The organism is Shewanella chilikensis, from assembly GCF_002836945.1.
Lineage (GTDB): Bacteria > Pseudomonadota > Gammaproteobacteria > Enterobacterales > Shewanellaceae > Shewanella > Shewanella chilikensis.
This window is the reverse complement of the sequence record NZ_NIJM01000013.1, coordinates 64,896-87,953: the sequence shown is the minus strand read 5'-3', so window position 1 is coordinate 87,953 and position 23,058 is coordinate 64,896. Positions and strand designations below refer to the sequence as shown.

The following is a 23,058-nucleotide window of genomic DNA, read 5'->3' as shown; positions in this document are numbered from 1 at the left end:
ACTGAAAAATCAAACTGATAGCGGCCAGCCGTGGGTTATTTTGCTCAAGGATTCATTCACATCGAACAGCCTGATGCGTATGTTGTGGGCGCCCATGGCCGCCACTCGTTGTGAGTGCATGCAGGCGTAAGCTTCGGCGCTGGCTTCATCTTCAAACAGATAGATGCCACCGGCCTCGCCGCTGCGTGGGTTTTCAGTCCAGATTTTGGCAATGAAACCCGGCTCCCGGGTAATGGACTCGGCCAGAGGCTTGGCTTGCTCAGTCAGGGCATCGCCCATCATTTCGGCGGGAAATTCAAAATCGATTTGCAATAGAGTGGTCATTCAACCCTCCCCTTGGTTTGCGGATAAATGTCAGGGAAGATACAAACAAGTGACAGGCCTTGAACGCCTGTCACTGTTTTAGCCGCTCTCTTTCAAGAGAGCGCCGTGAGGACCTTCCTGATAAAATCATAAAACTGCTGCGCGTTCGCTACAAGGAGGCACAAATTAGTGGCATAGTTACCCTAAAGTAACTTGCGCCCAGCCTTATGACACTCAATCAGCAAGCCCCTCTCTGCCCGGCCTATCAGGTTCTGCGGCTGATCTGCGGCAAGTGGAAACCCGCCATTCTGTTCCTGCTGCAACAGCAACCACAGCGCTTCAGCTACCTAAAACGACATCTGCCCGGTGTCAGTCAAAAAGTGCTGACCGCTCAGCTAAAGGAATTGGAGCAAGACGGCGTACTCACCCGTACTCTCTACCCTGAAGTGCCACCCAGAGTCGACTATCGTCTCAGTCCGCTTGGAATGGCACTGTTGCCGCTGCTGGAACAGATGCACCTTTTTGCCGAGCAAAACGCCGACTTGCTGACGGGAGAGCCCCAATGAAACCTGTGCCCTGGTTCGATGGCTTGAAGCGCTGGCATTTTGCCTTGGCCACTGTTTTATTATTCGGTATTGAAGTATTGATAGCCCGCTACGCCCCGCCCGGCTTCATCCGCGGGTTTATGCGATCTGCTGGTAGTCATATTGATGTTTTGCGCCCTTAAAACCGTGAGCCCCTGGGCAAGTCGGTTGCTGCTTCCCTTGGTGTTGGCATTTGCCTTCGCCATAGAGTTTGGCCAGGCCTTTGGCTTGGTGGATAAGCTGGGGCTGGGCCATATTCGCCTGGCACGAATCGTTATCGGCAGCCACTTCGATTGGCTGGATCTGCTGGCATACAGCCTGGGTTGCCTGCTGTTACTCCCTGGTTCCATTGCGCTGTCTTTTCCGGGAAGATCCAAGCTCAAGGGCCGGTGAATAATCCCTGAAATAAAACTCAGTTTCGGTGCTTATCCCCTGTATTAGGCCAATATCTGCACCGCCTGGGCGGTATTAAGACTGAGAATTATCCACTAACTTGGGCTAAAAGATCGGGAGCAGGTTAGCACCTGCCCCCCCCGGGGATTTGACGGTTCAAAAATAGCGGTTTAAAAGTTACGGTTTAAAAGTCACGGCTCAAAATAAGCGTAAACCTTGTAAAGCTCGCTAGTCGCGGGTCAGGCGGTTTATCAACGCCTGATGCTGAGGGAAACGCTCGAGCAGTTCATCACGGCCGAACAGCTTGAAGTCATCGAAGGTAAAGCCAGGTGCCACCATACAACCTACCAGCGAATAGCCCGGGTTATTCATTGCCGAACCAAAGATAGTGCCTTTGGGCACCAAGACCTGTGGCCGCTCACCTTTGGCCAAGTCCATCCCGAGTTGAGCCTCGGTCAGCTCACCCTGCTCGGAGATCATATAGATTGTCAGCGACTCACCACTGTGGAAGTACCACATCTCATCGGCCGTCAGTTGATGCAGGTGGGACTTTTCACCCGTCTTGAGCATAAAGTAGATGCTGGTCCACAGGTTACGGCTGTCATCAAACCGGCTGTCCGAGACGAATGAACGACCGAAATACCCGCCCTCAACATGGGGCTCAAGCTCGAGTGCCTGGATAACATCATCGGCGGTCAACATAAAAACTCCTGTTATTAAAATGAGGGCAGGCTCCCTGCCCCGTAATGGATTAAAACTGACGGACTTCCCGATAACTCTTTTTAAGTTAAGCTCAGTCCTTAGTCTCAGTGATTCTCTTTGACTTCGAGACTCTGCTTGAGACGCTCAAGCAAGGCTTGCCAGCGCTCGCTCTGCTCCCGGTTAAGCACTTGCGCATTCTCGGGCGCCGTATCCTGATGGATAAAGGACTGCTGCTTCAGTTGCTGCAGTGCCGCTTCTTCCACCTGGGCCGATTCATTTGGATTCAAGGCCTTGGCCAAGGTATCCGGCAGCGTCAGTTGATAATCTGCGGCTATGCCTCGTACCAGCACTGCCGCCTGCTCAAGTTCACCGACTTCGATGGCACTTGTCAGCCGATCCAAACGGCCGTCGATATCCCTTGGCAACGCGGCCAGAGCTTGTTGCTGCCTGGGGGCCATTCTCGCTCTTTGCTGCACAGTATCCTCTGCCACGGCGCGATTCTTTGCAGCACTTTCTTGAGGAGGCATATCCTGTTGCTGAACAGCTTGTTCCTGAGGTGCCGCTCGCTTGGCGGTCATGGGTTGCAGCCTGGCGGGCTGCGCCGCATCTTCAGCGCTATCTGCCTGCGGGCTCATTTCCAGACTGGCCGGGGCACTAAGCTGCGGCGCCGATGAATTTCGCAGTTCGGGATTCAGAATAAACAGTCCTGCCACCAGCATCACAGAAGCCGCGGCAGATAGGCCATATCTGTGCTTTTGCCAGAAACCGGGCGCCGGACGGATCACCTCTGGCGCTTGGCGGCAGTTGTCCCTCGCCTGCTGCAGAATTTGCTGATCCAAGGTCTGGGGCGGCTGCTCGACAGCACCTTCACGATAGAGCGCATCTATCTGCGACTCTGGCGTGGCAGCATCATCGCGTTTGTTCTCTGTCATTCAATGCTCTCCTGGGTCTTGCGCCCCAAACAGTCACGCAGGCTCTGATAGGCATAACGTATCCGGCTCTTGGTGGCCTCCAGCGTCGCCCCGGCCACTTCGCTGATCAGTTGCGCCGTCAGCCCGGACTCCTGATTCAGCAAGAAGGCTTCCTTCTGCACCTGGGGCAAGAGACCGATGCACTCCTTGAGCCAGGCGACCTGACGACTTCGCAGCAACTCGCTATCCGGCTCGGCGGTTTGTGGGCCCACCAGATTGGCCTGCGCATCCGGCTCGTCCTCATCTATGCTGAGACTGTCGACCGGTTTAACCGCCCGCACATGGTCAATCAGCAGGTTGTGGGCTATCCGGTACAACCAGGTGGTAAACTTGGCACTGGCTTGATAGCTCTGCGCCGCCTTGATCACCCGGCTCCAGGTTTCCTGATACAAGTCTTCAGCCAAGGCCATGTCACTTAACTGGCGGACAAAATACCGGTAGAGTCCGCCCTTATGTTTAAGATAGAGGCGCTCAAAGGCCTGGGCATCTCCGGCGGCATAAGCCAGCATCCAGGTCTCATCCTCACCACTTGGCAATCCCGTTTGCCTTTGTTGTTCCAAATTCTCTCTCCTGACCGGCAGCTTAGTTGGCTATTGGGATGAGAGTTTGCCCCCATGCCATTGGACTGTAAACCCCAATGGCGCGACTCTGGGTCTCAGTTTTGCCTATGCCCCTATTCCAGCGGCTTAAATCCGGAGGCCGGCATAAGTTCAAGCATGGGTTCGGACATAGGTTCGGCGCTGATTTTGTTAATCATGGCTTTCTTAATCCCGGGTTGCTCGGCCAACAGTGCGGCGCTGCGAGCCAGGCTGACAAACTCATGTCGATAACCGTATGGGTCTTCGCCCTTGGCCGAATCGGCAAGCTCGGCGACCTGGCGCCAGTCAAAGTCGTGCAGATACACTGAGCCGTTAAGCAGTTGCCCAAGCCCGGCTACCGCCGCGGCGAAACGCAGATCATCACTGGCGAGCGCAAGCGACTTTTGGGCCGAGTCCAGGCGAATGGCGTGAGTATAAAGCCGACTCTTGCTGTCTTTGCTGCTGTCACTCAAGGGCGGTTTGGCTCGCAGTTTCAGATAGCCAAGCTCTTCACGGCTGTATTTTTCCTTGCCGCTGACAGGGTCGCGACCATAGCGCAATGCATCGTTGGCCAGATGATTTGAATCCGTAAGGCTGAGCTCATACAGGGCCGTCACCGCATGTCCGGCGCCCATTTCGGCGGCGTCGACCTTATCGTTGTTGAAATCCTCCCGCTTGAGGGCGCGGTTCTCATAGCCGATGAGGCGATACTCGGCCACCAGCGCCGGGTTGAACTCAAGCTGCACTTTGACATCCGACGCTATGGTCAGCAGGGTGCCGCTACGCTGCTCCACCAGGATTTTACGAGCCTCGCTCAAGGTATCGATATAAGCGTATTGGCCATTACCCTTATCCGCCAACTGCTCCAACATGCTGTCGCGGTAGTTGCCTAGGCCAAACCCCAGAGTTGTCAGGCCTATCCCCTGCTGCTTTTGTTGTTCAACCAGCGCCAGCAGCTCCTGCCTGCTGGTCAGGCCTACATTGAAGTCGCCGTCGGTGGCCAGCAGAACCCGATTTACCCCGCCACTGATAAAGTGCTTGCGGGCCAAACGGTAAGCTGTTTGGATGCCTTCACCGCCGTTGGTGCCACCGGCGGCCTTAAGCTCAGCCAAAGCGGCGTCTAAGCTCTCGCTATCGGCGCCATTGATACCGTCCAGTACTACGCCGGCCTCACCGGCGTAGACGACTATCGACACCTTATCCTGTGAGGTGAGCGTGTCGCTGAGCATTTTGATGGCCGATTTCAGCAGCGGCAACTTGTCCTGCGATGACATGGAGCCGGAAACATCCAGCAAGAACACCAGGTTGGCGGCACCTATCTGACTGGCCGGCACTTCATAGCCCTTAAGCCCGATACGCAGCAGCATCTTGCCTTCATTGTAAGGCGACGGCGCCAGCTCAGTACTGATGGAGAAAGGCTCGCCTTTGTCCGGCTGTGGGTAGTTGTAGTAGAAATAGTTAATCAACTCCTCGACTCTCACTGTACCCTTGGGGGGCAATGCTCCCAGGTTGATACTGCGCCGCATCAGGCTGTAACTGCCGCTGTCCACGTCAACGGAAAAGGTCGATAGCGGCGTCTCGCCCGCCACCATGATGCCGTTGGCGATATACACCTCCGAGCCATTGGCGAGCACTGTGGCGCTGGGATAATTCACATCCGCCAGAGTCAATTCAGATGGCACGCTCAAGCTTCTTGGCTGGACATTGGGCTGATACAAAGTCCGCGGCGATGCGGCGGCGCTGACGGCTAATTTCTGGGCTTGCGCTTGGGTTATAGCATTCACAATATCCTGCCCGGGGTCTTTGCTTGGCAGCACAGTAGTTTCAACCTCAGAGGACTGAGGCTCACTCGCTTGATTGGCGACCTTGGGTGGCTCATGGGACTGCTGTGGCTGGCAAGCGGCCAACCCCAAACTGCCAACTAAAATGGCCAACAGGCTAAGATGATACCGACGCCCGGCAATGGCCGCGCTTTGATTTATCCCCATCTTCCCTTTGCTACTCACCTTGCACGTGCCTGCTAACATTGTCGCCTTCATAACATTTCTCCTTATTTGGCTGTTGTTATTGCAAACGGACAGCAGAAGCAAAAGGGTTATTGAACTCACAATAAATCTTGCCAATAAACCAAAGCGCTGTTGGATGATGGCTGAGAAACACCAAGCGACCAAGGCAGAGAAAAAAGATGGGCAAACCTGAGAAGCACAACCACCTCCGACCAAACACACTTTCAACCCAAAAAAAAGCTTAAAATTTAGCTTTTGAGCCATACATCACACAAGATGGGTTTGCAGAAGCCTAAAATAACGGCTCTTTTTTTCCGGCCACAAGCCGTGTTCGATTTTCTGGAGCCCTGTCGACGTGCCTCACATAAGCAATTTCAGAACCCAACTCTTTTCTTTGCGCCTGGGCCATGCCCTGCGTGAAGTCATCGCCAAGGAAGGCTATAGTGGTAAGCACTTTGGTCAAGATCTGATGGCCGGGGTCACAGTGGGGATCATCGCCATTCCATTGGCCATGGCATTGGCTATCGCCAGTGGTGTTGCCCCTCAATATGGTCTCTATACCGCTATCATAGGCGGCTTTATCATCGCCCTTACCGGCGGCTCACGCTATTCCATCTCTGGCCCAACCGCCGCCTTTGTGGTGCTGCTTTATCCCATAGCCCAGGAGTTTGGTCTCGCCGGTCTGCTAATGGCGGGGATGATGTCAGGGGGGATTCTGATAGCCATGGCGCTGCTGCGCCTTGGTCGCCTTATCCAATATATTCCCCAATCGGTAACGCTGGGCTTTACCGCCGGGATAGGCGTGGTCATTGCCGTTCTGCAGCTGAAAGACTTCTTCGGCCTCCCCATAGACAGCATGCCGGAGCAGTTCGGTGAAAAGCTGCAGGTACTGGCGCTGGCACTGCCACAAACCGATTTTCCCAGCTTAGTGGTGGCATTGGTCACTCTGGCTGTAATGTTGTTATGGCCAAAACTGAAGTTGCCTGTGCCGGCGCATCTACCGGCTATCATAGTCGGCAGTCTACTTGCACTGCTGCTTGGCAGTTTTGGGCAAGAGGTAGAAACCATAGGCAGCCGCTTCCATTATCTACTGCCCGATGGTAGCCAAGGCAATGGCATTCCGCCCTTCCTGCCAAGCTTTGAGTGGCCTTGGCTGCAACCTGGGCCGGATGGGGAACCTCTGGGGCTTTCCTGGCAGATGGTAAAAGCGCTGGCTCCGGCTGCCTTTGCCATCGCCATGTTGGGCGCCATCGAATCCCTGCTGTGCGCCGTCGTGCTCGATGGCATGACAGGTAAGCGTCACAGCGCCAACAGTGAGCTGCTTGGCCAGGGGATAGGTAATATAGTGGCCCCTTTCTTTGGCGGTATCACAGCCACAGCCGCAATCGCCCGCAGCGCGGCCAACGTCAAGGCCGGTGCTTTCAGCCCGATATCGGCAATTATCCACTCCCTGGTGGTACTCCTGGGGCTGGTGGCGCTGGCAGGCTTACTTTCCTTCCTGCCAATGGCTGCCATGGCGGCCTTGCTGCTGGTAGTGGCCTGGAACATGAGCGAAGCTCCCAAAGCCTGGCAACTGCTGAAAACCGCGCCGCGCAGCGATATCTGGGTGTTCTTAAGCTGCTTTTTCCTGACTGTAGCGTTCGACATGGTGATCGCCATCTCCTTCGGGATCATGCTGGCAGCCCTGCTGTTTATGAAAGAGATCGCCGAGATGACCCGGCTCTACGATATCAGCCACAATAAACGTTATATTGACCGGCCGTTACCGAACGATTGGGTAGTACTGAAGATCAACGGCCCGCTGTTTTTTGCCGCGGCAGAGCGCATCTTTGCTGAAATCGCGCAAATGACCCAGAATAAACAAACAATCGTGCTCTATATGGATGGGGTGTCGATTCTCGATGCCGGTGGCATGGCGGCGTTGAATAAATTGATACGCAAATGCCAAAGTAACGATACCCGTCTGCTGGTTGCCGATCTGCAGTTCCAGCCGATCCGGACCCTGGCCAAGGCCAAGGTTCAGCCTATCGAAGGTGTACTCAAGTTCTATCCCACTTTGAGAGAGCTGATTGAAGAACAGGTGCCGCTCAGTACGGATGGCCAAACTCCTGCAAAAGCCACCCAGAGCAAACCGGCACAATAGCGTTAACTTGCCGTTGCTTGTATCTTCCCGCGCCCGGTTTTACCCGGGCGCTCGCTTATCCAGCCAAAGCAATAATCATCGCAAACTACTGACACAATTGTAAGAAATTGGCTATCCCCCCACTAAAGCTAATCTGCTAGTATGCGCGCTGACTAAAAAAGCACTCGAAAAAGTGCAATGCGAATCGCCGCCACAAGACAAAGGACTGGGGATGGAAACCAAACACACTAAGCGCTACCACCTGTTGAAATGGGGAGCCGGACTGGGACTGCTCTGCCTAAGCCAACTGGCGCTGGCAGATGAAGAAAAAACGGAGGCAGAGATCCGCTGGCAGGCGATGAGCCCGATAGCCAACCTGTATCTGAGTCAGGCCAATGCGGAAGACTTTATCGCCCAGGGGGATAATGAAAAAAGCCGCTACAACAACTACGCCGGCGCCCTCGCCTATTACCTGATGGCTACTGAGCGCGATAGCAGTAATATCTGGGCGCCCTATCAAGCCGCCGGTACTCTGGCAATGCTGGAACTTAAAGAGCAAGCCATCGAAATGCTGTTGCAAGCCGACAACCGTGGCCTGTGGCAATATATCATGCTCGAGGAAGACGACGAACTTAACGCCATCAGAGACACGGATGAGTACCGCACTGTACTTAAAAACAGTCAGAGCCGTTATCTTCAGCACGCCAAGGATACGGGTAAGGCTTATATCTACCAACCCAAGGGGCCTGCCCCCAAAGATGGCTGGCCCGTGCTGGTCTGGTTATCCGGCTATGGCACCGAAGGCAGTAACAGTGCCCATATGGCCAAACTGCTGACAACTGAACGGGCAATATTTATCGGCATCAACGGCACGGAAAAGCTCAATGAGCACAGCTTCCGCTGGGCCAGAACCGAAACCGAATCCAGTCACCAGGCAGTGCAGCAGGCTTTAGCCAAGGCGGCAAAGAACAGCCCTGTCAACAGGCAGAAAGTGGCATTGATGGGCTTTTCCCAGGGTGCCCTTCACAGCGCTCACCTGCTGGCCAAACACCCGAATGATTATGTCGGCGCCCTGCTATTGTCTGCAGGCGGTATGCAAACCGAAATCCAGGCTTCGGCGCCCGCCGGTAAGCGACTGGTTATCTCATACGGCGAACAGGAGCACAGCAGTAATCTGGCGCTGGATAAACAGCTGGAACAATTTTTTAGCCCGGGTAATCAACTGCAGGTCAAACCGCATCAGGGCGGACATTTCTTTGATGATGCCTGGCAGCAGAAATACCCGGATTATGTCAATTTCGTATTGGAACTCAATTAAGGAAGATTAGATGGAACTGAAAAGTACCTCAGGTTTTAAATCCTATTTTACCCCCAAGCGCATTCTGATTGGGGTGGGCGTTTTGGCGGCCCTGGGTATTGCCCAAAGCTCAGTATTGATGACAGATGCCGGTTACACCTATGTGCATCAAAACAATGTTACCGGCTCTTTGGATGTGTTCACCGAGCCCGGCATTCACTTTCGCATGCCGTTTCTGTCGAAAATAACCCGCTATGATCAGGTCGTTACCGTCTCCTTTGGCAACAACCAGGGCGAGGTATTCTACCAACGTCTGCCGGCGCTGCAGGTACGTTTTGCCGATACCTACACAGGCCAGGTACCGGCCACTTTCCGTTTCAAGCTGTCTTATGATCCCGAGCAGCTCAAGACGATGCATCGGGAGTTTCGCTCCAACGACAACCTGATTGACACCATGTTGATCAAGAACGCCCGCAACGTCACTGTGATCACCTCGACCCAATATACCGGCGAAGAGTTTTTCCAGGGCGGCCTCAATCAGTTCAAGGCACAATTGTCGGATCAGCTCAGCAACGGTATCTACACCACTGAGCGGCGCCAGGTTGAAGTCGAGCAAGTGGATCTGGTGCCGGTTGGCTTCGATCAGGAAGATTCCAACAAGCTGCAAGCCACCAAACAATTGGTGTGGAAGACAGTGCCTATTACCGACAAGAGCGGTAATCCTGTACGTCAGGACAACCCGCTTAAACACTATGGCATCACGGTCACCCAGGTCACCATTGGCGATCCCAAGCCGGAAGATCAGCTGGACAAGCTATTGACCGACAAGAAAAAACTGGTTGCCGAGCGGATCCGCACCATTCAGGAGCAGGAAACATCCAAGGCTCAGGCCAAGACGGAGCAGCTGCGCAAAGAGATCCAGCGGACCCGCGAAGTACAGGATGCCCAGCGTGCCAAGGAGCTGGCGGTTATTGCCCAGCAAAAAGAGGTTGAAGTGGCGCGGCAAATCGCCGAGCGTGAACTAGTGGAAGAACGCAAGAAGAAAGATATCGCCACTCTGAGCAAGGCCAAGGAGCTGGAAATCGCCCAGGCCAACCTGGAGATCCAGAAAGCCAACTCGGCCTCGGCCATGTTTGAGGCCAAGGCGATCCGTGAAAAAGGGATAGCCGAAGCCGACGTACTGGCGGCGAAATACAAGGCATTGGGTGCTCATGAGAAGGTGTATCTGGCCGAGCTGAACCGGGATGTGGCCAACGCCCTGTATCAGAACCTGCCCAACTTCAAGGTGGATATGCCGAAGAACTATATCAACGGCAGTGGCGGCAACGGCATGACCTCCAATCTGGACGTGATCACCGGCTTGTCGGCGTTGGGACTGATGGAAAAAAGCACCGCCCTTGGCAGCAAAGCATCCGTTAAATAACGGACTGGTTAGAAAGTCAATTTTAGGGAGGCTCGGCCTCCCTTTTTATTTGCCTTCATTTCAGGTCATACTGATATGCCCAACCGCAAGGAGGCCTTATGTCTATGCATTCATCCGTTTCACTGCGCCCGCTACGCCGCGCTATCTCGCTTGCAGCGGCTCTCTCGACGGCGGCTTTGCTGACAGCTACCGTGAGTGGCTCTGCACTGGCTGAAAATTCAGCGCCATCGGTACTGAAGGATATCCGCCTGCCCCAGGGCTTTGAGATAGAAGTCTATCTGGATAATGTCGCCAATGCCCGCCAGATGGCGCTTGGCAGCCAAGGCACACTCTTTATCGGCAGTCGCGGCGAAGGTAAAGTCTATGCCGCAATAGATACAGATGCCGATGGCCGCCACGACAGGGTTAAAGTGATCGCCTCCGGGCTCAATATGCCTTCCGGGCTGGCCTTTCGGGACCAGACTCTCTATGTGGGCGCCGTGAGCCAAATTCTCGCCTTTGACAATATCGAGCAGCAACTGAGTCAGAGTGCTTCCCCGAGTTATCGAATCTTTTATGATGACTTACCCACAGATAAGCATCACGGCTGGAAATACCTCAAGTTTGCCGCCGACGGCCGCCTGTATATACCCATAGGTGCGCCTTGCAATATCTGTGATGCCGGCAGCGACTACAGCAAAATAATCAGCCTGGATCTCCAAAGCAAACAACCAAGGCTCGAAGCCGCCGGTGTGCGCAACAGTGTCGGTTTCGACTTCGACCCTATCAGTGGCCAGCTGTGGTTTACCGATAATGGCCGCGACATGATGGGAGACGATATGCCAGCCGATGAGCTCAATCATTTGAGTCAGCGCGGCCAACATTTTGGTTATCCCTACGTTCATCAAGGGGATACCCTGGATCCTGAATTCGGCAAAGGTAAGCAGCCTGCCGATTTCAGCTCTCCTGAAGTCAAGCTGGGTGCTCATGTAGCGGCGCTGGGGATGACCTTCTATCGCGGCGACAGCTTCCCCAAGGCCTATCACGGCGGCATTTTTATTGCCGAGCACGGCTCCTGGAACCGGTCCAGCAAGGTAGGATATCGAGTGCGTTTCGTGCCGATAAAACAGGGCAAGGCCGGTGAACCTCAGGTGTTTGCCGAAGGCTGGCTCAAGGGCGAAACCGTATCCGGACGCCCCGCCGATGTACTGCAGTTACCGGATGGTTCCTTGCTGATAGCCGACGATGCCCAAGGCCGCCTCTATCGCATCTTTTATTCGGGCTGATTTTTGTCCGAAACACAGTGTTCAAGGGCAGCGCGCGCCGTCCTGTCATGATATTATCTGCAGCCATTATCGCCCGGCCTTGGGAACAACGCCGGGATAAGGAAGCTGCGAACCACGCCTTGTATCCAGTCCTGTAAGCCCACGCAGAGCACGCATGGGACTGGTTTGCACCTTCCGTTACTGTACCCGACCTGGAAACAGGCAAAATATTATAAATAAAATCAGTAGTTAAGGAGTTATCATGCAAGCCCTCGTTGCTGTTGTAATGGGTTCCAAGAGTGATTGGCCCACCATGGAAGCGGCCGCAGAGATCATGGATTCTCTCAAGGTGCCCTACCATGTCGAAGTGGTTTCGGCCCATAGAACCCCAGACAAATTGATGGAATTTGCCGCATCAGCAGCAGACAAAGGATACAAGGTCATCATAGGCGGTGCCGGCGGCGCTGCTCACCTGCCGGGTATGATAGCTTCCAAGACCCGCTTGCCTGTACTGGGCGTGCCGGTACAAAGCAAGGCCCTCAGCGGCATGGACAGCCTGTTATCGATAGTGCAGATGCCCAAGGGGATTGCCGTGGGAACGCTGGCCATAGGGACAGCCGGAGCATTCAATGCCGGCCTGCTGGCCTGCCAAATGCTGGCAACTCAGGACTCGCAACTGGCCGAGCGCCTCGAAGCCTTCCGCGAAGCTCAAACCCGCGCGGTACTGGATAATCCGGATCCGAGGGAAGACTGAGATGGCTGACAAGAGAGTTTGGGTACTGGGCGATGGCCAACTGGGTGCCATGTTGCGTCATGCCGGCCAACCACTGGCGATAGATGTCCGCCCCGTGGATATCATGGCGCCAAGCGATGAAAAGTTGCCGCTGACAGACACAGATATTATTACCGCCGAGCGTGAGCAGTGGCCGGAATCGCCCCTGAGCCTGCAGTTGTCGCAGCACTGCCATTTCATCAATGGCCCGGTATTTGGCCGCCTCGCCGACAGATACACCCAAAAATCCCTGCTGGATCAGCTCAAGGTGGCTACTGCGCCTTGGGAACTGCTGGATGATAACACCCAAGCCAATGATCTTTATCACAAATATGGTGAAAGAGTTCTATTGAAACGCCGCACCGGCGGCTATGATGGCAAGGGGCAGCACTGGTTGAAGCAAGCCGAGTCGAGCACTATCCCAGCCGATTGGCGCAATGAGGCGATTGCCGAACAGGCGATCCCCTTCGATGAAGAGGTATCTCTGGTTGGGGTTCGCAGCCGCAGCGGCGAGTGCTTCTTTTATCCCTTGACACTCAATCTGCATCAGGATGGCATTCTGATGGCATCGATAGCCCCCTTGGCGCGATTGCAACCATTGCAGGCCGAGGCCGAGACTATGCTCAGCAGCATAATGCATGAGCTTGAGTATGTGGGGGTGATGGCGATGGAGTGTTTCCGGGTGGGCAATCACCTGCTGGTCAATGAGCTGGCTCCCAGAGTGCACAACTCAGGGCACTGGACTCAAGCAGGCACTCATATGGATCAGTTCCAGTTGCACCTGCGGGCCTTGTGCGAATTGCCACTGATGACGCCTCAGGTTAACTTCCAATGTGTGATGGTCAACCTGATAGGCATAGATAAGGACGACCGTTGGCTGAGCCTGGCCAATGCCGAGCTGTTCTGGTACGACAAAGAGGTGCGCCCCGGCCGTAAGGTTGGCCACCTGAACCTATCGGTACTGGATAAAAACGCGCTGACAGACAGTATCAACCAGCTTAAGCAGTGGATGCCGACTCAGTATCAGGCACCACTCTCATGGATACAGGCAGAGTTTGGCTGAAAAACGGGCGGGCAAGGGTTGCCCGCCTTTTAGTTCAATTCAAGGTATAACTTTAGGGCTTTCAGGATTTGTTGGATCAGAACGGACTCAAAAAGCAGAAGATAGACACATTGGATCTGCGTTATCATCTGCTGCTTATGTTACTGCCGCTGCTACTGATAGCCTTATTATTTTGGGTTACCAGTCCAGCAGGAGAACTTCCCTGGCTGCAGTGGGGCGGGGTTTCTGTTATCTATTTCATGGCCTACAGTCTGGGCTACTTTGTCCATCAAGGGCGGCTGGGCCGACTGTGGCAACACCTGGAGCAGGTACTGGGTATCAACGAAGCCACCTTCGAATTAGTGCATCTTTCAAGTCAATATGAAACCGAACACGCCTTTCTCAATGCCCTGTTGAGTAAAGCCGTTGCCATGATAGATGGCGCCGAAATGGGCTCCATCATCCTGGTGGAGCCCGGCAGCAACAAGTTACATTTTGAAGCGGCTGTAGGGCTGGATATGACTAAACTGCAGCAGTTGAATATGACTCTGGAGCAGTCTTTCGCATATAGGTTGACCAGTGGCCGTTGCAACCGGGTAGTGGTCGTCAACGATATGCGTAAACTCAACGCCCAAAGTGGCCTAAGTCCTGAAGCTCAAGCATTATTGTTAAACGCCGCCACCCCTCCTATTAGAGCAACGCTTTCGAGCCCACTCCATATTGATGGCAAGCTCTATGCCATGCTCAACCTCGACAGTTCATTGGTTGCCAGCTTCAGCAACTATGACAGGGATCTGGTGGCTATTTTGACCCATGAAGCCGCCAATGCCATCGCCCTGTACCAAAAGTCCCGTCAGATCCACCGATTAGCCAACTTTGACAGCCTGACGGGGCTCACCAATCGCAAATATTTTGAAGAGCAAGCCCTGAAGTGGCAGCCCAAGAACAACATAGAAAGCATGCTGGTGCTGCTGGATATGGATAACCTGAAAAAAATCAATGATAGTCTGGGTCATGGTGCCGGTGACTTTGCGCTCAAACGTTTGGCAACCGAGCTAAAACTTGGTTTCCCCACACCGTCGCTGGTGAGCCGCTTTGGCGGCGATGAGTTTGTGCTACTCTGTTACGGCAGTGAAACTTGGCTCAGAGAACGCTTACGGCAAGTCGAGTCCAAGCTGACCGCCGATAAGGTTACCGTGTATTTCAGCGCCGGCATCGCACCTTTCAATGGCAATGTGGAACAGAGTCTCAGGTTGGCAGACAACCAGATGTACCAATATAAAAAAGCCCGCAAGAGTGAACTCAAATAAGGAAAGAACCGGATCCCAATGACGGGATTGTAGTGGTCGGTAACAAGGAGAAGCTATGCATAAACATCTCACCATCATGACAATGTTGGTAGTGGGCACATCGACTTTGCTGCAACAGGCGCAGGCGGCACAAAACCTCTCTTCCTTAATGGTGGAAGTCCGGCAGCAGGACGGTATCCCCCATTATTACAATCTGGCCAGTGGCATGCCCCTCAATGGCGAGGTCACCATCGTTCGCGATAACCAAGGTTATACCCAAGCGACTTTCTCTCAAGGATTACCCAATGGCCGCTGGCAAGTATTTCACCCCAACAATACCAAATTAGTTGAAGGCCAGTATTACCAGGGCTATCAAAATGGCAGTTGGCGCATGTATGACCTCAGCGGCCAGATGACCGAATTACAGGTGTTCAATAAAGGCGTTCCCGAAGGGGAATGGCAAACCTTTGACAGCAATGGCCGCCTCGATGAAAGCGTATTCTACCGCAACGGTAACAAAGAGCAGGTCAAACGCTTCTACGCCAGCGGTAAACTCAAGGCCAGTGAAACCTATACCAATAACCTGCGCCATGGCCAATGGCAGAGCTTCTATGAAAACGGCACCCAGGCCCAAAGTCAGCAATATGCCAACAACCAACTCTTTGGCGAGTACCTGGAACAAAACGCCCAGGGAGTCATCAGGGTCAAAGGTAAATTCGATGCCAATGGCCAACGTCAGGGCGTCTGGCAGAGCTTTTTTGATAATGGCAGTAAAGAGAGCGAAACCCGTTTCAGCGCCGGAGAACGTGACGGCGAAAGTCTGAAATATCACCCCGGCGGCGAACTGGCGGTCAAATGTGCTTACCGCGCAGGCAAGCGTCAGGGCCAATGTCAAACCTTCGACGATAAAGGCGTGCTACTGGGCAATGAACATTTCAATGACGGCGAAAAAGATGGCATCCAAGAGTATTTCAACAGTGAAGGCAAGCTGGTCATAGAGCAGCACTACAAAAACGGCCTGCAAACTGGCGTACAGAAGCGTTTTCACCCCAATGGCCAGTTAGCTGAGCTGGAAACCTTTCACGATAGCCGAGTGAGCGACAACGGTCAGTATCCCCGCCATGGCAAGTATGAGCGTTTCGATATCGACGGCAAGCCCCTGGAAAAGTCCCAGTTTGCCATGGGCCTGCGTGACGGCTTGTATCAGCGTTTCAGCGCCGGTGTTTTACAAGAGTCCAGCCAATGGCAACAGGGGGAGCGTCACGGCGACTTTGTCCGCTATTTCCCGAACGGTAAAAAACGCAGCCTGGTGCAATACCAGCACGATAAGCAAACCGGAAAGTCCATCCGCTACTTTGAAGATGGCACAGTGCAGGAACAGGGCGAAGTCATAGACGGTAAGTGGGTCGGCAAATATGAAAGCTTCTATGACAATGGCAACCCCAGGGAGTTGGCCCACTATGCCAAAGACAAGGCCGCCAAGGATTATCGCTATCCGCTTAATGGCGTCTTCAAGCGCTGGTACGCCAACGGCGATCCCAATGAGGAAGGCATATATCTCAACGGCGACAAGGACGGGCTCTGGATTCAGTATCGCGAAGGGGTCAAGAGCCGGGAGCAGACCTTTGTCAAAGGCAAACTCAATGGCCAATATGCCGAGTATTATCATGGCCGCCGTCGCGTCACGGGGGAGTACCTGAACAACAAGAAGACAGGTAGCTGGATAGACTACCGCTACGAAGAGGAGGATCCCACCTTTGGCACCATCCCCGAGGGCAATGTCAGGATCAAGAGCCAGTGGTTACTCGGCAAGTTGCACGGTACACGCGAGCACTACAGCTTCAAGGGCGTCCTTTATCGCAAGGAAACCTATGCCAATGGCGACAAGACCGGCAGCTACAGCGAGTACTATGTCGATAATGGGCAGCAGAAACTGGCCGGCGAGTTGCTAAAAGGAGCTAAAACCGGCCAGTGGCAAAGCTGGTTTGAAGATGGCATGCTCGCCGCCTGTCAGGAGTTCAAGGACGATGTACTGCACGGCAAGTCTGAGCAGTACTACAGCAACGGTCAGTTAAAGCAGCAAGCCAACTACTGGCAGGGAAAACTCGATGGCAAACTGAGCCAGTACTTCCAAAATGGCAAGCCACAGAGCCATGAGCAGTGGCTCAAAGGCCAGAAAGAGGGTAAAGCCAGTTACTTCCACAACAACGGCAAGTTGGCCGAGAAAGGTAGCTTCCTCAGGGATAGAAAAGAGGGACTGTGGCAGACCTTCTGGAGCAATGGTGAGAAGCGTATCGAAGGCAGCTATATCAGCAATCGCGAGTCAGGCGACTGGAACTTCTATGACCAGTTCGGCAAGCTGATAAAGACTGAACACCATGGTTAATTTTCCCCTTGGTTTCGTGGCTTTAGTTGGGAATAGTGAATTTTGGCACATCTATTGGCGAGAAAATGGTTTCAATAGACAAGTCGCCAAGGCTAGAGTCGTAAGCCAGCCTGGCAGAATCGGCTAATATCAGGTTACCGAAATAAACAGCCCCCCTTCGCAGCCCGCCTCATCAGTAACCATAAAAATGCCGTTTACAAAAGTAAACGGCATCACGCGAACAGGGATCCTAGCACCAATATCAAATAATCAAGGTTGTTGTTCCAACTGAGGTATTGGCACCGCCTTCATCAACACTTCGGTGGTGAACTTGTCATTGTTGATCACCGGGTATCTGTCGTAGGTTTGGAAAATCACCCGTCCTTGATACTGGATCATGGCGACTACACCATAGTTGACATCAGACTCAAGGGTTTCAGCCGGTAAAATGAACTTAAACGGCACCGGCGCCCTGGCGATATCAAAGCTCTTTTGCGCCACTATTACCCCGGGGGTGTCCAAATCTATGATGGCGATTGTGATACTGGACCCTTGAGGCAAAGCCACTCTTTCCAAGTAACCAGCAGCCCCGTTAACGATAATAGGTGCTTTGGGGTCAACAGTGACACAAGCGCCGAGAAACGCTATCCCGGCAGCAATTACCAGTCCTTTCACATACTTAATCATCTTGCTTTCCCTTATTTGGCGGTCATTCTCATCAAGCCTTCCTGAGTGGCCGAAGCCACCAGCTCGCCCTGTTGATTAAAGAATTGCCCTCTCACATATCCCCGACCACCACTGGCATTGGGACTCTCTATGGCATACAGCAGCCACTCCCCCATATTGACAGGTCTGTGGAACCAGAGTGAATGATCTATAGTGGCCATCCGCATCCCCGGGGTCAAAAATGACACTCCATGAGGCTGAGCCGCCGTCACCAAAAAGTTGAAATCCGAAGCGTATGCCAATAGATAGTCGTGCATTTCATGTTCGGGCGGCAAGGCACCATTTGCCCGCATCCATACATGTCGAACGGGTTCAGTGGCCGCTGGAGCTACAGGGTTAAGCGGATTGACCAGACGCATCTCGATGGGGGCATCGGCCATAAACTTTTCCAGCATCCTGGAGGGCACCTTATCCCTCATGGTCATCGCCAACTCCTGCTGATTGAGTATCCCATCAGGGCCGGGAACCTCTGGCATTTCGGCCTGATGGCTGAACCCAACTTCCGGCTCCTGGAAGGAACAGGTCATGTAGAAAATCGGCCGCCCTTTCTGAATCGCCTTCACCTGACGGGCGCTGAAACTGCCGCCATCACGCATGTTTTCGACTTCGTAGACTATCGGCAACTTTTCATCGCCTGCCCGTAAAAAATAGGAATGCAGTGAATGCACCTGGCGCTCTTGCGGCACAGTACGACGGGCAGCGCTGAGGGCCTGGCCCATGACCTGACCACCAAACACATGACCAAAACCCAGATCCTGGCTCTGGCCACGATAAAGTCCGATTTCTATCTGTTCAAGCGCGAGCAGTGACAAGAGATCATCTAAAACCTGGCTCATAAAACTCTATTAACTGGCTGACATATACCGCAAAGATTAACCCAGAACCGCCCTTCGTGACCAGATGACTTTACTCTATCTCTATATCATGCTCGGCGGCAGCTTGTCTGGCCCAGTTAACAATTTGCGCCTCGCCGCTGTCGCTGAACCCCAGTGGCGTAGCCACGCTTAACTCTGGCCAAGCTCTGGCCAAAAGTTCAGGAGTACAAGCATCTGCATTAAAGTAACCCGGCTCTGTCTGCGCTATTCTCACCCGACTGATACTGCCGGCTGCAGCCAACAAATGTTGCCCATTGGGCGCCTGCTCGCTGAGCAGAAACAATCCGGCTGCCAATGGCGCGTTCAAACCAAATAAAGGTTGTACCGGCAGTGCCAGGTGTTGCTCCGTCATTGGGGTGGTAGCCAAAGGATAGAGACTGTTGACACGGATGTTATGATTGCCACCTTCTCGACTGAGACTATTGGTTAATCCAAACAATGCCATCTTGGCACTGGCCCAGGCACTTTCGAAAAGATCTCCGAACAGTCCACTAACACCACCCAACAAAAGGATCCGGCCATACTCCTGTGCCTTCATTCGCGACCAGAGTCCGTGACAGAGAAAGAAGCTGCCATCCAGATCCACCTGCAACTGCCGTCGCCACTGCTGTGGTGTCAGTTTTTCAAATGAGCAGGGGGTATGGATCCCGGCACAGGCCACCAACAACTCTATAGTGCCAAAGTGGTCACAGGCTTCCTGCAGCACCAAAGCAACATCTTGCTCATCGGCAACATCACAGTGCCAGGCTTTGGCATCGGCCCCCAAAGCAGAAATCGCATTCAAGGTATCTTTGCAGCTGTCTATGTCCAGCAGTGCCAGACTGGCGCCACGCTGAGCCAAACCTATGGCAAAGGCGCGCCCCAACCCCGAGGCGGCACCGCTGACAAGGGCTGTCCTGCCCCCAAACCCCATCATATTAACCTCTGCTTTAGTAATAAGCTCATGAAATACCGGGTATTCTTTAACAATAAGAACACATAATCCCCTAAGGTTATTTGATTATGGCTGCATTTTTTTAATCCGCACGGGTACAAATGTGCGCTGACTCAAACTCTGTTAAATGCATTTATCCGATTGTGCTAACTTTCAAGTGGAAAATTGGTATCCTTAGCATGTTTTCCCATCTTTAACTCTGAAGAATTGACAAAATGAATCCCTGGATTTTAGCCTCACGGCCGCGCACCTTGCCTGCGGCGATAGGCCCCTTGCTGATAGGCAACATTCTGGCTCTGCAACTGGAGAGTTTTAGTTGGACCATTGCAGTGGCATCCATGGTCTGTGCCCTGTTGCTGCAGATTGCCGTTAACCTGGCCAACGACTACTTTGATTTCAAAAATGGTATAGATACCGAGGAGCGACTTGGGCCGATAAGGGTCACCCAGAGCGGCTTACTCGACCCGCTGAAAGTGCGTAATGCAATGATTTTTTGCCTTTTGCTGGCATTAGCTGTGGGATCTTTCCTGATCTGGCACGGTGGCTGGCCGATTGCCATCCTGGCGGCGGCTTCCATTATGGGCGCCCTGGGTTACAGCGGCGGCCCATACCCGCTGGCCTCACACGGCCTGGGTGAAGTGGCGGCCTTTATCTTCTTTGGCTTGGTAGCCGTAGTCGGCAGTTACTATCTACAGGCCGGTGATACCAGCACTGCAGCCTGGATTTTGGGGAGCGCCGTAGGCCTGCTCAATGCCGCCATCTGCCTGGTTAACAACACCCGTGATATCTATACCGACGAAAAAGCCGGCAAGCGCACGTTGGCGGTACGCATAGGTGAGGCCCAATCCAAGGTGCTGTACCAGGCGCTGGTTTACTTACCCTTCGGCCTGATTATCGCCGGCTTCCTGCTGGGTTTGCTACCTGGGCTACCTGTGCTGCTGACGGGGCTTGCGCTGCTAATGGCCCGCAAGCTGTCCAGCGATTTTATTCAGGAGTCAGGCGCAGCATTGAATCCATTACTGGGGCGCACCGCCAAACTGACTATGATATTCAGCGCCCTATTCAGCTTAGGTTTAGTGTTTACCCTTTAACCCAGGTATAGCTATAAAAAAGGGATAGAAATAACAAAGGCTTCCACTGCCACGCAGTTGGAAGCCTTTTTCGTTGGCCGGTGATAGTGTTCTGCCCGGCCCGTTTTCCCTCAATCCAGTTTAATCAGCGGCCGCTTGGGGTCACTCCAATCCAGGTGATAACGCTCGTTGGCAGCTTGGTCTATACGCTCAAAACTGTGCGCTCCGAAAAAGTCCCGTTGTCCCTGCAACAGATTGGCCGGCAGCGTCTCAGTGCGATAACTGTCGTAGTAAGAAAGCGCCGATGAGATGCAGGGCACAGGCACACCTGCAAGTACCGCCTTGGCAACTGTTTGCCGCCATGCCTGCTGGCGCGCCGAAAGCGTTGAAGCAAAGCCATCGGCCAACAGTAAATTGGCCAATTCAGGCTCACTGTCGTAGGCTGCGGCTATGGATTGCAGGAATCTGGCGCGAATAATACAGCCGGCGCGCCAGATCCTGGCGATGGCGGCAAAATCCAACTGCCATCCCAGCTCCTGAGCCTGCATCGCCATCAACTGGAACCCCTGGGCATAACAGCTCACCTTGGCGCAATAGAGAGCGCTCTCCAGGCCATCAATAAAGCTTTGTTGCTCGTCCGAGCCTGCCGGTTGAGTGCCTCTCGCTTCGGGACCGACCAACTTGGTGGCCAAGCTCTGGCGCAGAACCTTTTGAGTGCTGATGGCGCGGGCATAAACCGCTTCGGCGATAGTGGGCGCCGGGCAACCTATCTGCAGGCTGCTGACAGCCGTCCACAGACCTGTGCCCTTCTGCCCTGCCTTATCAAGGATCATCTCAACCAGAGGCTTGCCGCTTAATGGGTCCTGTTGCCGCAAGACCTCGGCGCTGATTTCCATCAGATAACTGGAGAGCACACCTGTATTCCAGCGCTCGAACACCTGGGCAATGGCATAGGCATCAAGGCACAGCACTTGGCTTAGCAAATGATAAGCCTCGCAAATCAACTGCATGTCGGCATATTCAATGCCGTTGTGCACCATCTTCACATAGTGACCGCTACCGGCCGGGCCTATGTAAGCCGTGCAGGGCTCCCCTTGGGTAACCGGGTTGCCGGGCTCAAATCGTTCCAGCGGCAATCCGGTGTCACCATCCACCTTGGCAGCTATCGCCCGCCAAATGGGAGCAACCCGCTTCCAGGCCTTGATATCACCACTTGGCATCAGAGAAGGCCCGAATCTAGCCCCCACCTCACCGCCGGACACAGCTGAGCTGAAGAAGATAAACTGATCGCGATAGCGCTGTTCCCGCGCTATAGTGTCTGTCCACAGGCTATTGCCCGTGTCTATGACTATATCCTCGCGCTCAATCCCGGCATCGAGCAGGGATTGGCATACGGCATCGACCGCCGCACCGGCCGGAATGGACAGCAGCAAGATGCGCGGTGTTGCTAAATTTGCCATCAAATCAGTAAGATTATTACAGCCAAACAGCAATTGTTCCCTCTCGGTCACTTCCGTCTTGGCCTGGTTTTCGGCAGCTGTCACTTTGCGACTGTCCAGATCGAACGCCGCGACCCGATAGCCGTTATCTATGATATTGAGAGCGAGATTCTTGCCCATAACACCCAGGCCTATGACCCCGATGTCAGAAAGATGCTTGTGGGTTTGCATTGTTATTAATTCCACGGGTAGCAGAGGAGCCGGCCATTTTGTGAGCCAACAACCGGCCTTGAGTGGATTAATTATACTGATTAACGAAAGTTAATTACCAGCCGCCCTTGACGATAACCTTGTTTGAAAAACACGATTAACAGACAAACATCCGGGTTCAATTAGCCAGTTTCAGTCCCAAAACACCGATAAAAATCAACAGCAAACTGCCGATTTTCATCAGACTGGCACTCTCGCCGAATAGCCAGATACCCACCAATGCCGTGCCCATAGCGCCAATGCCTACCCAAACACCGTAAGCCGTGCCTATAGGCAATGACTTGGTCGCCAGCCCAAGCAAACCGACACTGATGGCCATAGCGCCCAAGGTCAACAGACTCGGAATTAACTTGGTAAAACCCTGGGTATATTTAAGGCCTATGGCCCAACCGATTTCAAACAAACCTGCGAGGATTAAGAGTAACCAGTTCATGAACCCATCCCTTTTTAAAGAGGGGTCGTCCCCGATAGTGGAAAAGGCGCTTGCAGGGTCGTCCCTGCGGCCGGAATGATAAGGCTACATAGTGTAGCTTAAGTTGCAAGCCTGAATGTAAAACTTGGATGCTACTACTTTATATGTAACTACTTGTTGTTGCCCCGAACGGAGCAGCGGCATCTTAGCAAAGGCCGACTAAAAGGGCAAAGTGTAAGAG

General features: G+C 53.5%; 20 protein-coding genes and 1 pseudogene. 11 read left to right on the top strand and 10 right to left on the bottom strand.

Annotated elements, in window-relative coordinates; all coding sequences use genetic code 11:
- Window positions 1-9 precede the first annotated feature (9 nt).
- Entirely contained in the window at window positions 10-324 is a 315-nt protein-coding gene (locus CX651_RS07115; RefSeq protein WP_025010933.1) for a monooxygenase, read from the bottom strand.
- 206 nt (window positions 325-530) lie between these two features.
- On the opposite strand from CX651_RS07115, the gene CX651_RS07110 reads away from it, so the two are divergent.
- Window positions 531-869, top strand: coding sequence for a winged helix-turn-helix transcriptional regulator (locus tag CX651_RS07110; RefSeq protein ID WP_101055084.1), 339 nt, complete (start codon window positions 531-533; stop codon window positions 867-869).
- Window positions 866-1,280 (top strand): annotated as a pseudogene (locus CX651_RS07105) (ribosomal maturation YjgA family protein). Before CX651_RS07110 ends, CX651_RS07105 begins: the two are co-directional and overlap by 4 nt.
- 228 nt (window positions 1,281-1,508) lie before the next feature.
- On the opposite strand, the gene CX651_RS07100 reads toward CX651_RS07105, so the two are convergent.
- The 4 genes from CX651_RS07100 to CX651_RS07085 form a co-directional block, all read right to left on the bottom strand.
- Window positions 1,509-1,982: a cupin domain-containing protein gene (locus CX651_RS07100; RefSeq protein WP_101055082.1), complete on the bottom strand. Its 474-nt coding sequence runs from the start codon at window positions 1,980-1,982 to the stop codon at window positions 1,509-1,511.
- A gap of 104 nt (window positions 1,983-2,086) precedes the next feature.
- Window positions 2,087-2,914, bottom strand: a complete 828-nt coding sequence (locus tag CX651_RS07095) for a hypothetical protein (RefSeq protein WP_101055080.1) — start codon at window positions 2,912-2,914, stop codon at window positions 2,087-2,089.
- Window positions 2,911-3,462 carry a sigma-70 family RNA polymerase sigma factor gene (locus tag CX651_RS07090; RefSeq protein WP_101055098.1) on the bottom strand — a complete coding sequence of 184 codons (552 nt, stop codon included), beginning with the start codon at window positions 3,460-3,462 and terminating at the stop codon, window positions 2,911-2,913. Before CX651_RS07090 ends, CX651_RS07095 begins: the two co-directional genes overlap by 4 nt.
- A gap of 164 nt (window positions 3,463-3,626) precedes the next feature.
- Window positions 3,627-5,519, bottom strand: coding sequence for a vWA domain-containing protein (locus tag CX651_RS07085; protein WP_101055078.1), 1,893 nt, complete (start codon window positions 5,517-5,519; stop codon window positions 3,627-3,629).
- A 373-nt stretch (window positions 5,520-5,892) separates the two neighbouring features.
- On the opposite strand from CX651_RS07085, the gene dauA reads away from it, so the two are divergent.
- The 8 genes from dauA (at window position 5,893) to CX651_RS07040 (ending at window position 17,112) form a co-directional block, all read left to right on the top strand.
- Window positions 5,893-7,680, top strand: coding sequence for a C4-dicarboxylic acid transporter DauA (gene dauA, locus CX651_RS07075; protein WP_101055073.1), 1,788 nt, complete (start codon window positions 5,893-5,895; stop codon window positions 7,678-7,680).
- Window positions 7,681-7,891: 211 nt separating this feature from the next.
- Window positions 7,892-8,977, top strand: a complete 1,086-nt coding sequence (locus CX651_RS07070; RefSeq protein ID WP_101055071.1) for an alpha/beta hydrolase — start codon at window positions 7,892-7,894, stop codon at window positions 8,975-8,977.
- A 10-nt stretch (window positions 8,978-8,987) separates the two neighbouring features.
- The gene (locus CX651_RS07065; RefSeq protein ID WP_101055069.1) at window positions 8,988-10,379 is read left to right on the top strand and encodes an SPFH domain-containing protein; all 1,392 of its coding nucleotides are present in this window, start codon (window positions 8,988-8,990) and stop codon (window positions 10,377-10,379) included.
- 98 nt (window positions 10,380-10,477) lie between these two features.
- On the top strand, window positions 10,478-11,644 hold the full coding sequence (locus CX651_RS07060; RefSeq protein WP_101055067.1) for a PQQ-dependent sugar dehydrogenase: 1,167 nt from the start codon (window positions 10,478-10,480) through the stop codon (window positions 11,642-11,644).
- A gap of 241 nt (window positions 11,645-11,885) precedes the next feature.
- The gene (purE, locus tag CX651_RS07055; RefSeq protein WP_025010942.1) at window positions 11,886-12,377 is read left to right on the top strand and encodes a 5-(carboxyamino)imidazole ribonucleotide mutase; all 492 of its coding nucleotides are present in this window, start codon (window positions 11,886-11,888) and stop codon (window positions 12,375-12,377) included.
- 1 nt (window position 12,378) lies between these two features.
- Complete coding sequence (purK, locus tag CX651_RS07050) at window positions 12,379-13,458, top strand: 5-(carboxyamino)imidazole ribonucleotide synthase (RefSeq protein WP_101055065.1); 1,080 nt, start codon at window positions 12,379-12,381, stop codon at window positions 13,456-13,458.
- A 68-nt stretch (window positions 13,459-13,526) separates the two neighbouring features.
- On the top strand, window positions 13,527-14,747 hold the full coding sequence (locus CX651_RS07045; protein WP_101055064.1) for a sensor domain-containing diguanylate cyclase: 1,221 nt from the start codon (window positions 13,527-13,529) through the stop codon (window positions 14,745-14,747).
- A gap of 55 nt (window positions 14,748-14,802) precedes the next feature.
- The gene (locus tag CX651_RS07040) at window positions 14,803-17,112 is read left to right on the top strand and encodes a toxin-antitoxin system YwqK family antitoxin (protein ID WP_101055062.1); all 2,310 of its coding nucleotides are present in this window, start codon (window positions 14,803-14,805) and stop codon (window positions 17,110-17,112) included.
- 249 nt (window positions 17,113-17,361) lie between these two features.
- On the opposite strand, the gene CX651_RS07035 is transcribed toward CX651_RS07040, so the two are convergent.
- The 3 genes from CX651_RS07035 to CX651_RS07025 all read right to left on the bottom strand — a co-directional run bounded on the left by CX651_RS07035 (window position 17,362) and on the right by CX651_RS07025 (window position 19,608).
- Complete coding sequence (locus CX651_RS07035; RefSeq protein ID WP_101055060.1) at window positions 17,362-17,778, bottom strand: YbaY family lipoprotein; 417 nt, start codon at window positions 17,776-17,778, stop codon at window positions 17,362-17,364.
- Between the two features lie 11 nt (window positions 17,779-17,789).
- Window positions 17,790-18,653, bottom strand: a complete 864-nt coding sequence (tesB, locus tag CX651_RS07030; protein ID WP_101055058.1) for an acyl-CoA thioesterase II — start codon at window positions 18,651-18,653, stop codon at window positions 17,790-17,792.
- Between the two features lie 70 nt (window positions 18,654-18,723).
- On the bottom strand, window positions 18,724-19,608 hold the full coding sequence (locus CX651_RS07025) for an SDR family NAD(P)-dependent oxidoreductase (protein ID WP_101055056.1): 885 nt from the start codon (window positions 19,606-19,608) through the stop codon (window positions 18,724-18,726).
- A gap of 233 nt (window positions 19,609-19,841) precedes the next feature.
- Here CX651_RS07025 and CX651_RS07020 point away from each other — a divergent pair, with 233 nt between their 5' ends.
- The gene (locus CX651_RS07020) at window positions 19,842-20,717 is read left to right on the top strand and encodes a 1,4-dihydroxy-2-naphthoate polyprenyltransferase (RefSeq protein ID WP_101055054.1); all 876 of its coding nucleotides are present in this window, start codon (window positions 19,842-19,844) and stop codon (window positions 20,715-20,717) included.
- A gap of 110 nt (window positions 20,718-20,827) precedes the next feature.
- Here the strand turns inward: CX651_RS07020 and gndA are convergent, their stop codons facing one another.
- Complete coding sequence (gene gndA, locus CX651_RS07015) at window positions 20,828-22,366, bottom strand: NADP-dependent phosphogluconate dehydrogenase (RefSeq protein WP_101055052.1); 1,539 nt, start codon at window positions 22,364-22,366, stop codon at window positions 20,828-20,830.
- 157 nt (window positions 22,367-22,523) lie between these two features.
- Window positions 22,524-22,838 (bottom strand): quaternary ammonium compound efflux SMR transporter SugE, encoded by a 315-nt coding sequence (sugE, locus tag CX651_RS07010; protein WP_039033745.1) that lies wholly within the window; start codon window positions 22,836-22,838, stop codon window positions 22,524-22,526.
- Between the last annotated feature and the right edge of the window lie 220 nt (window positions 22,839-23,058).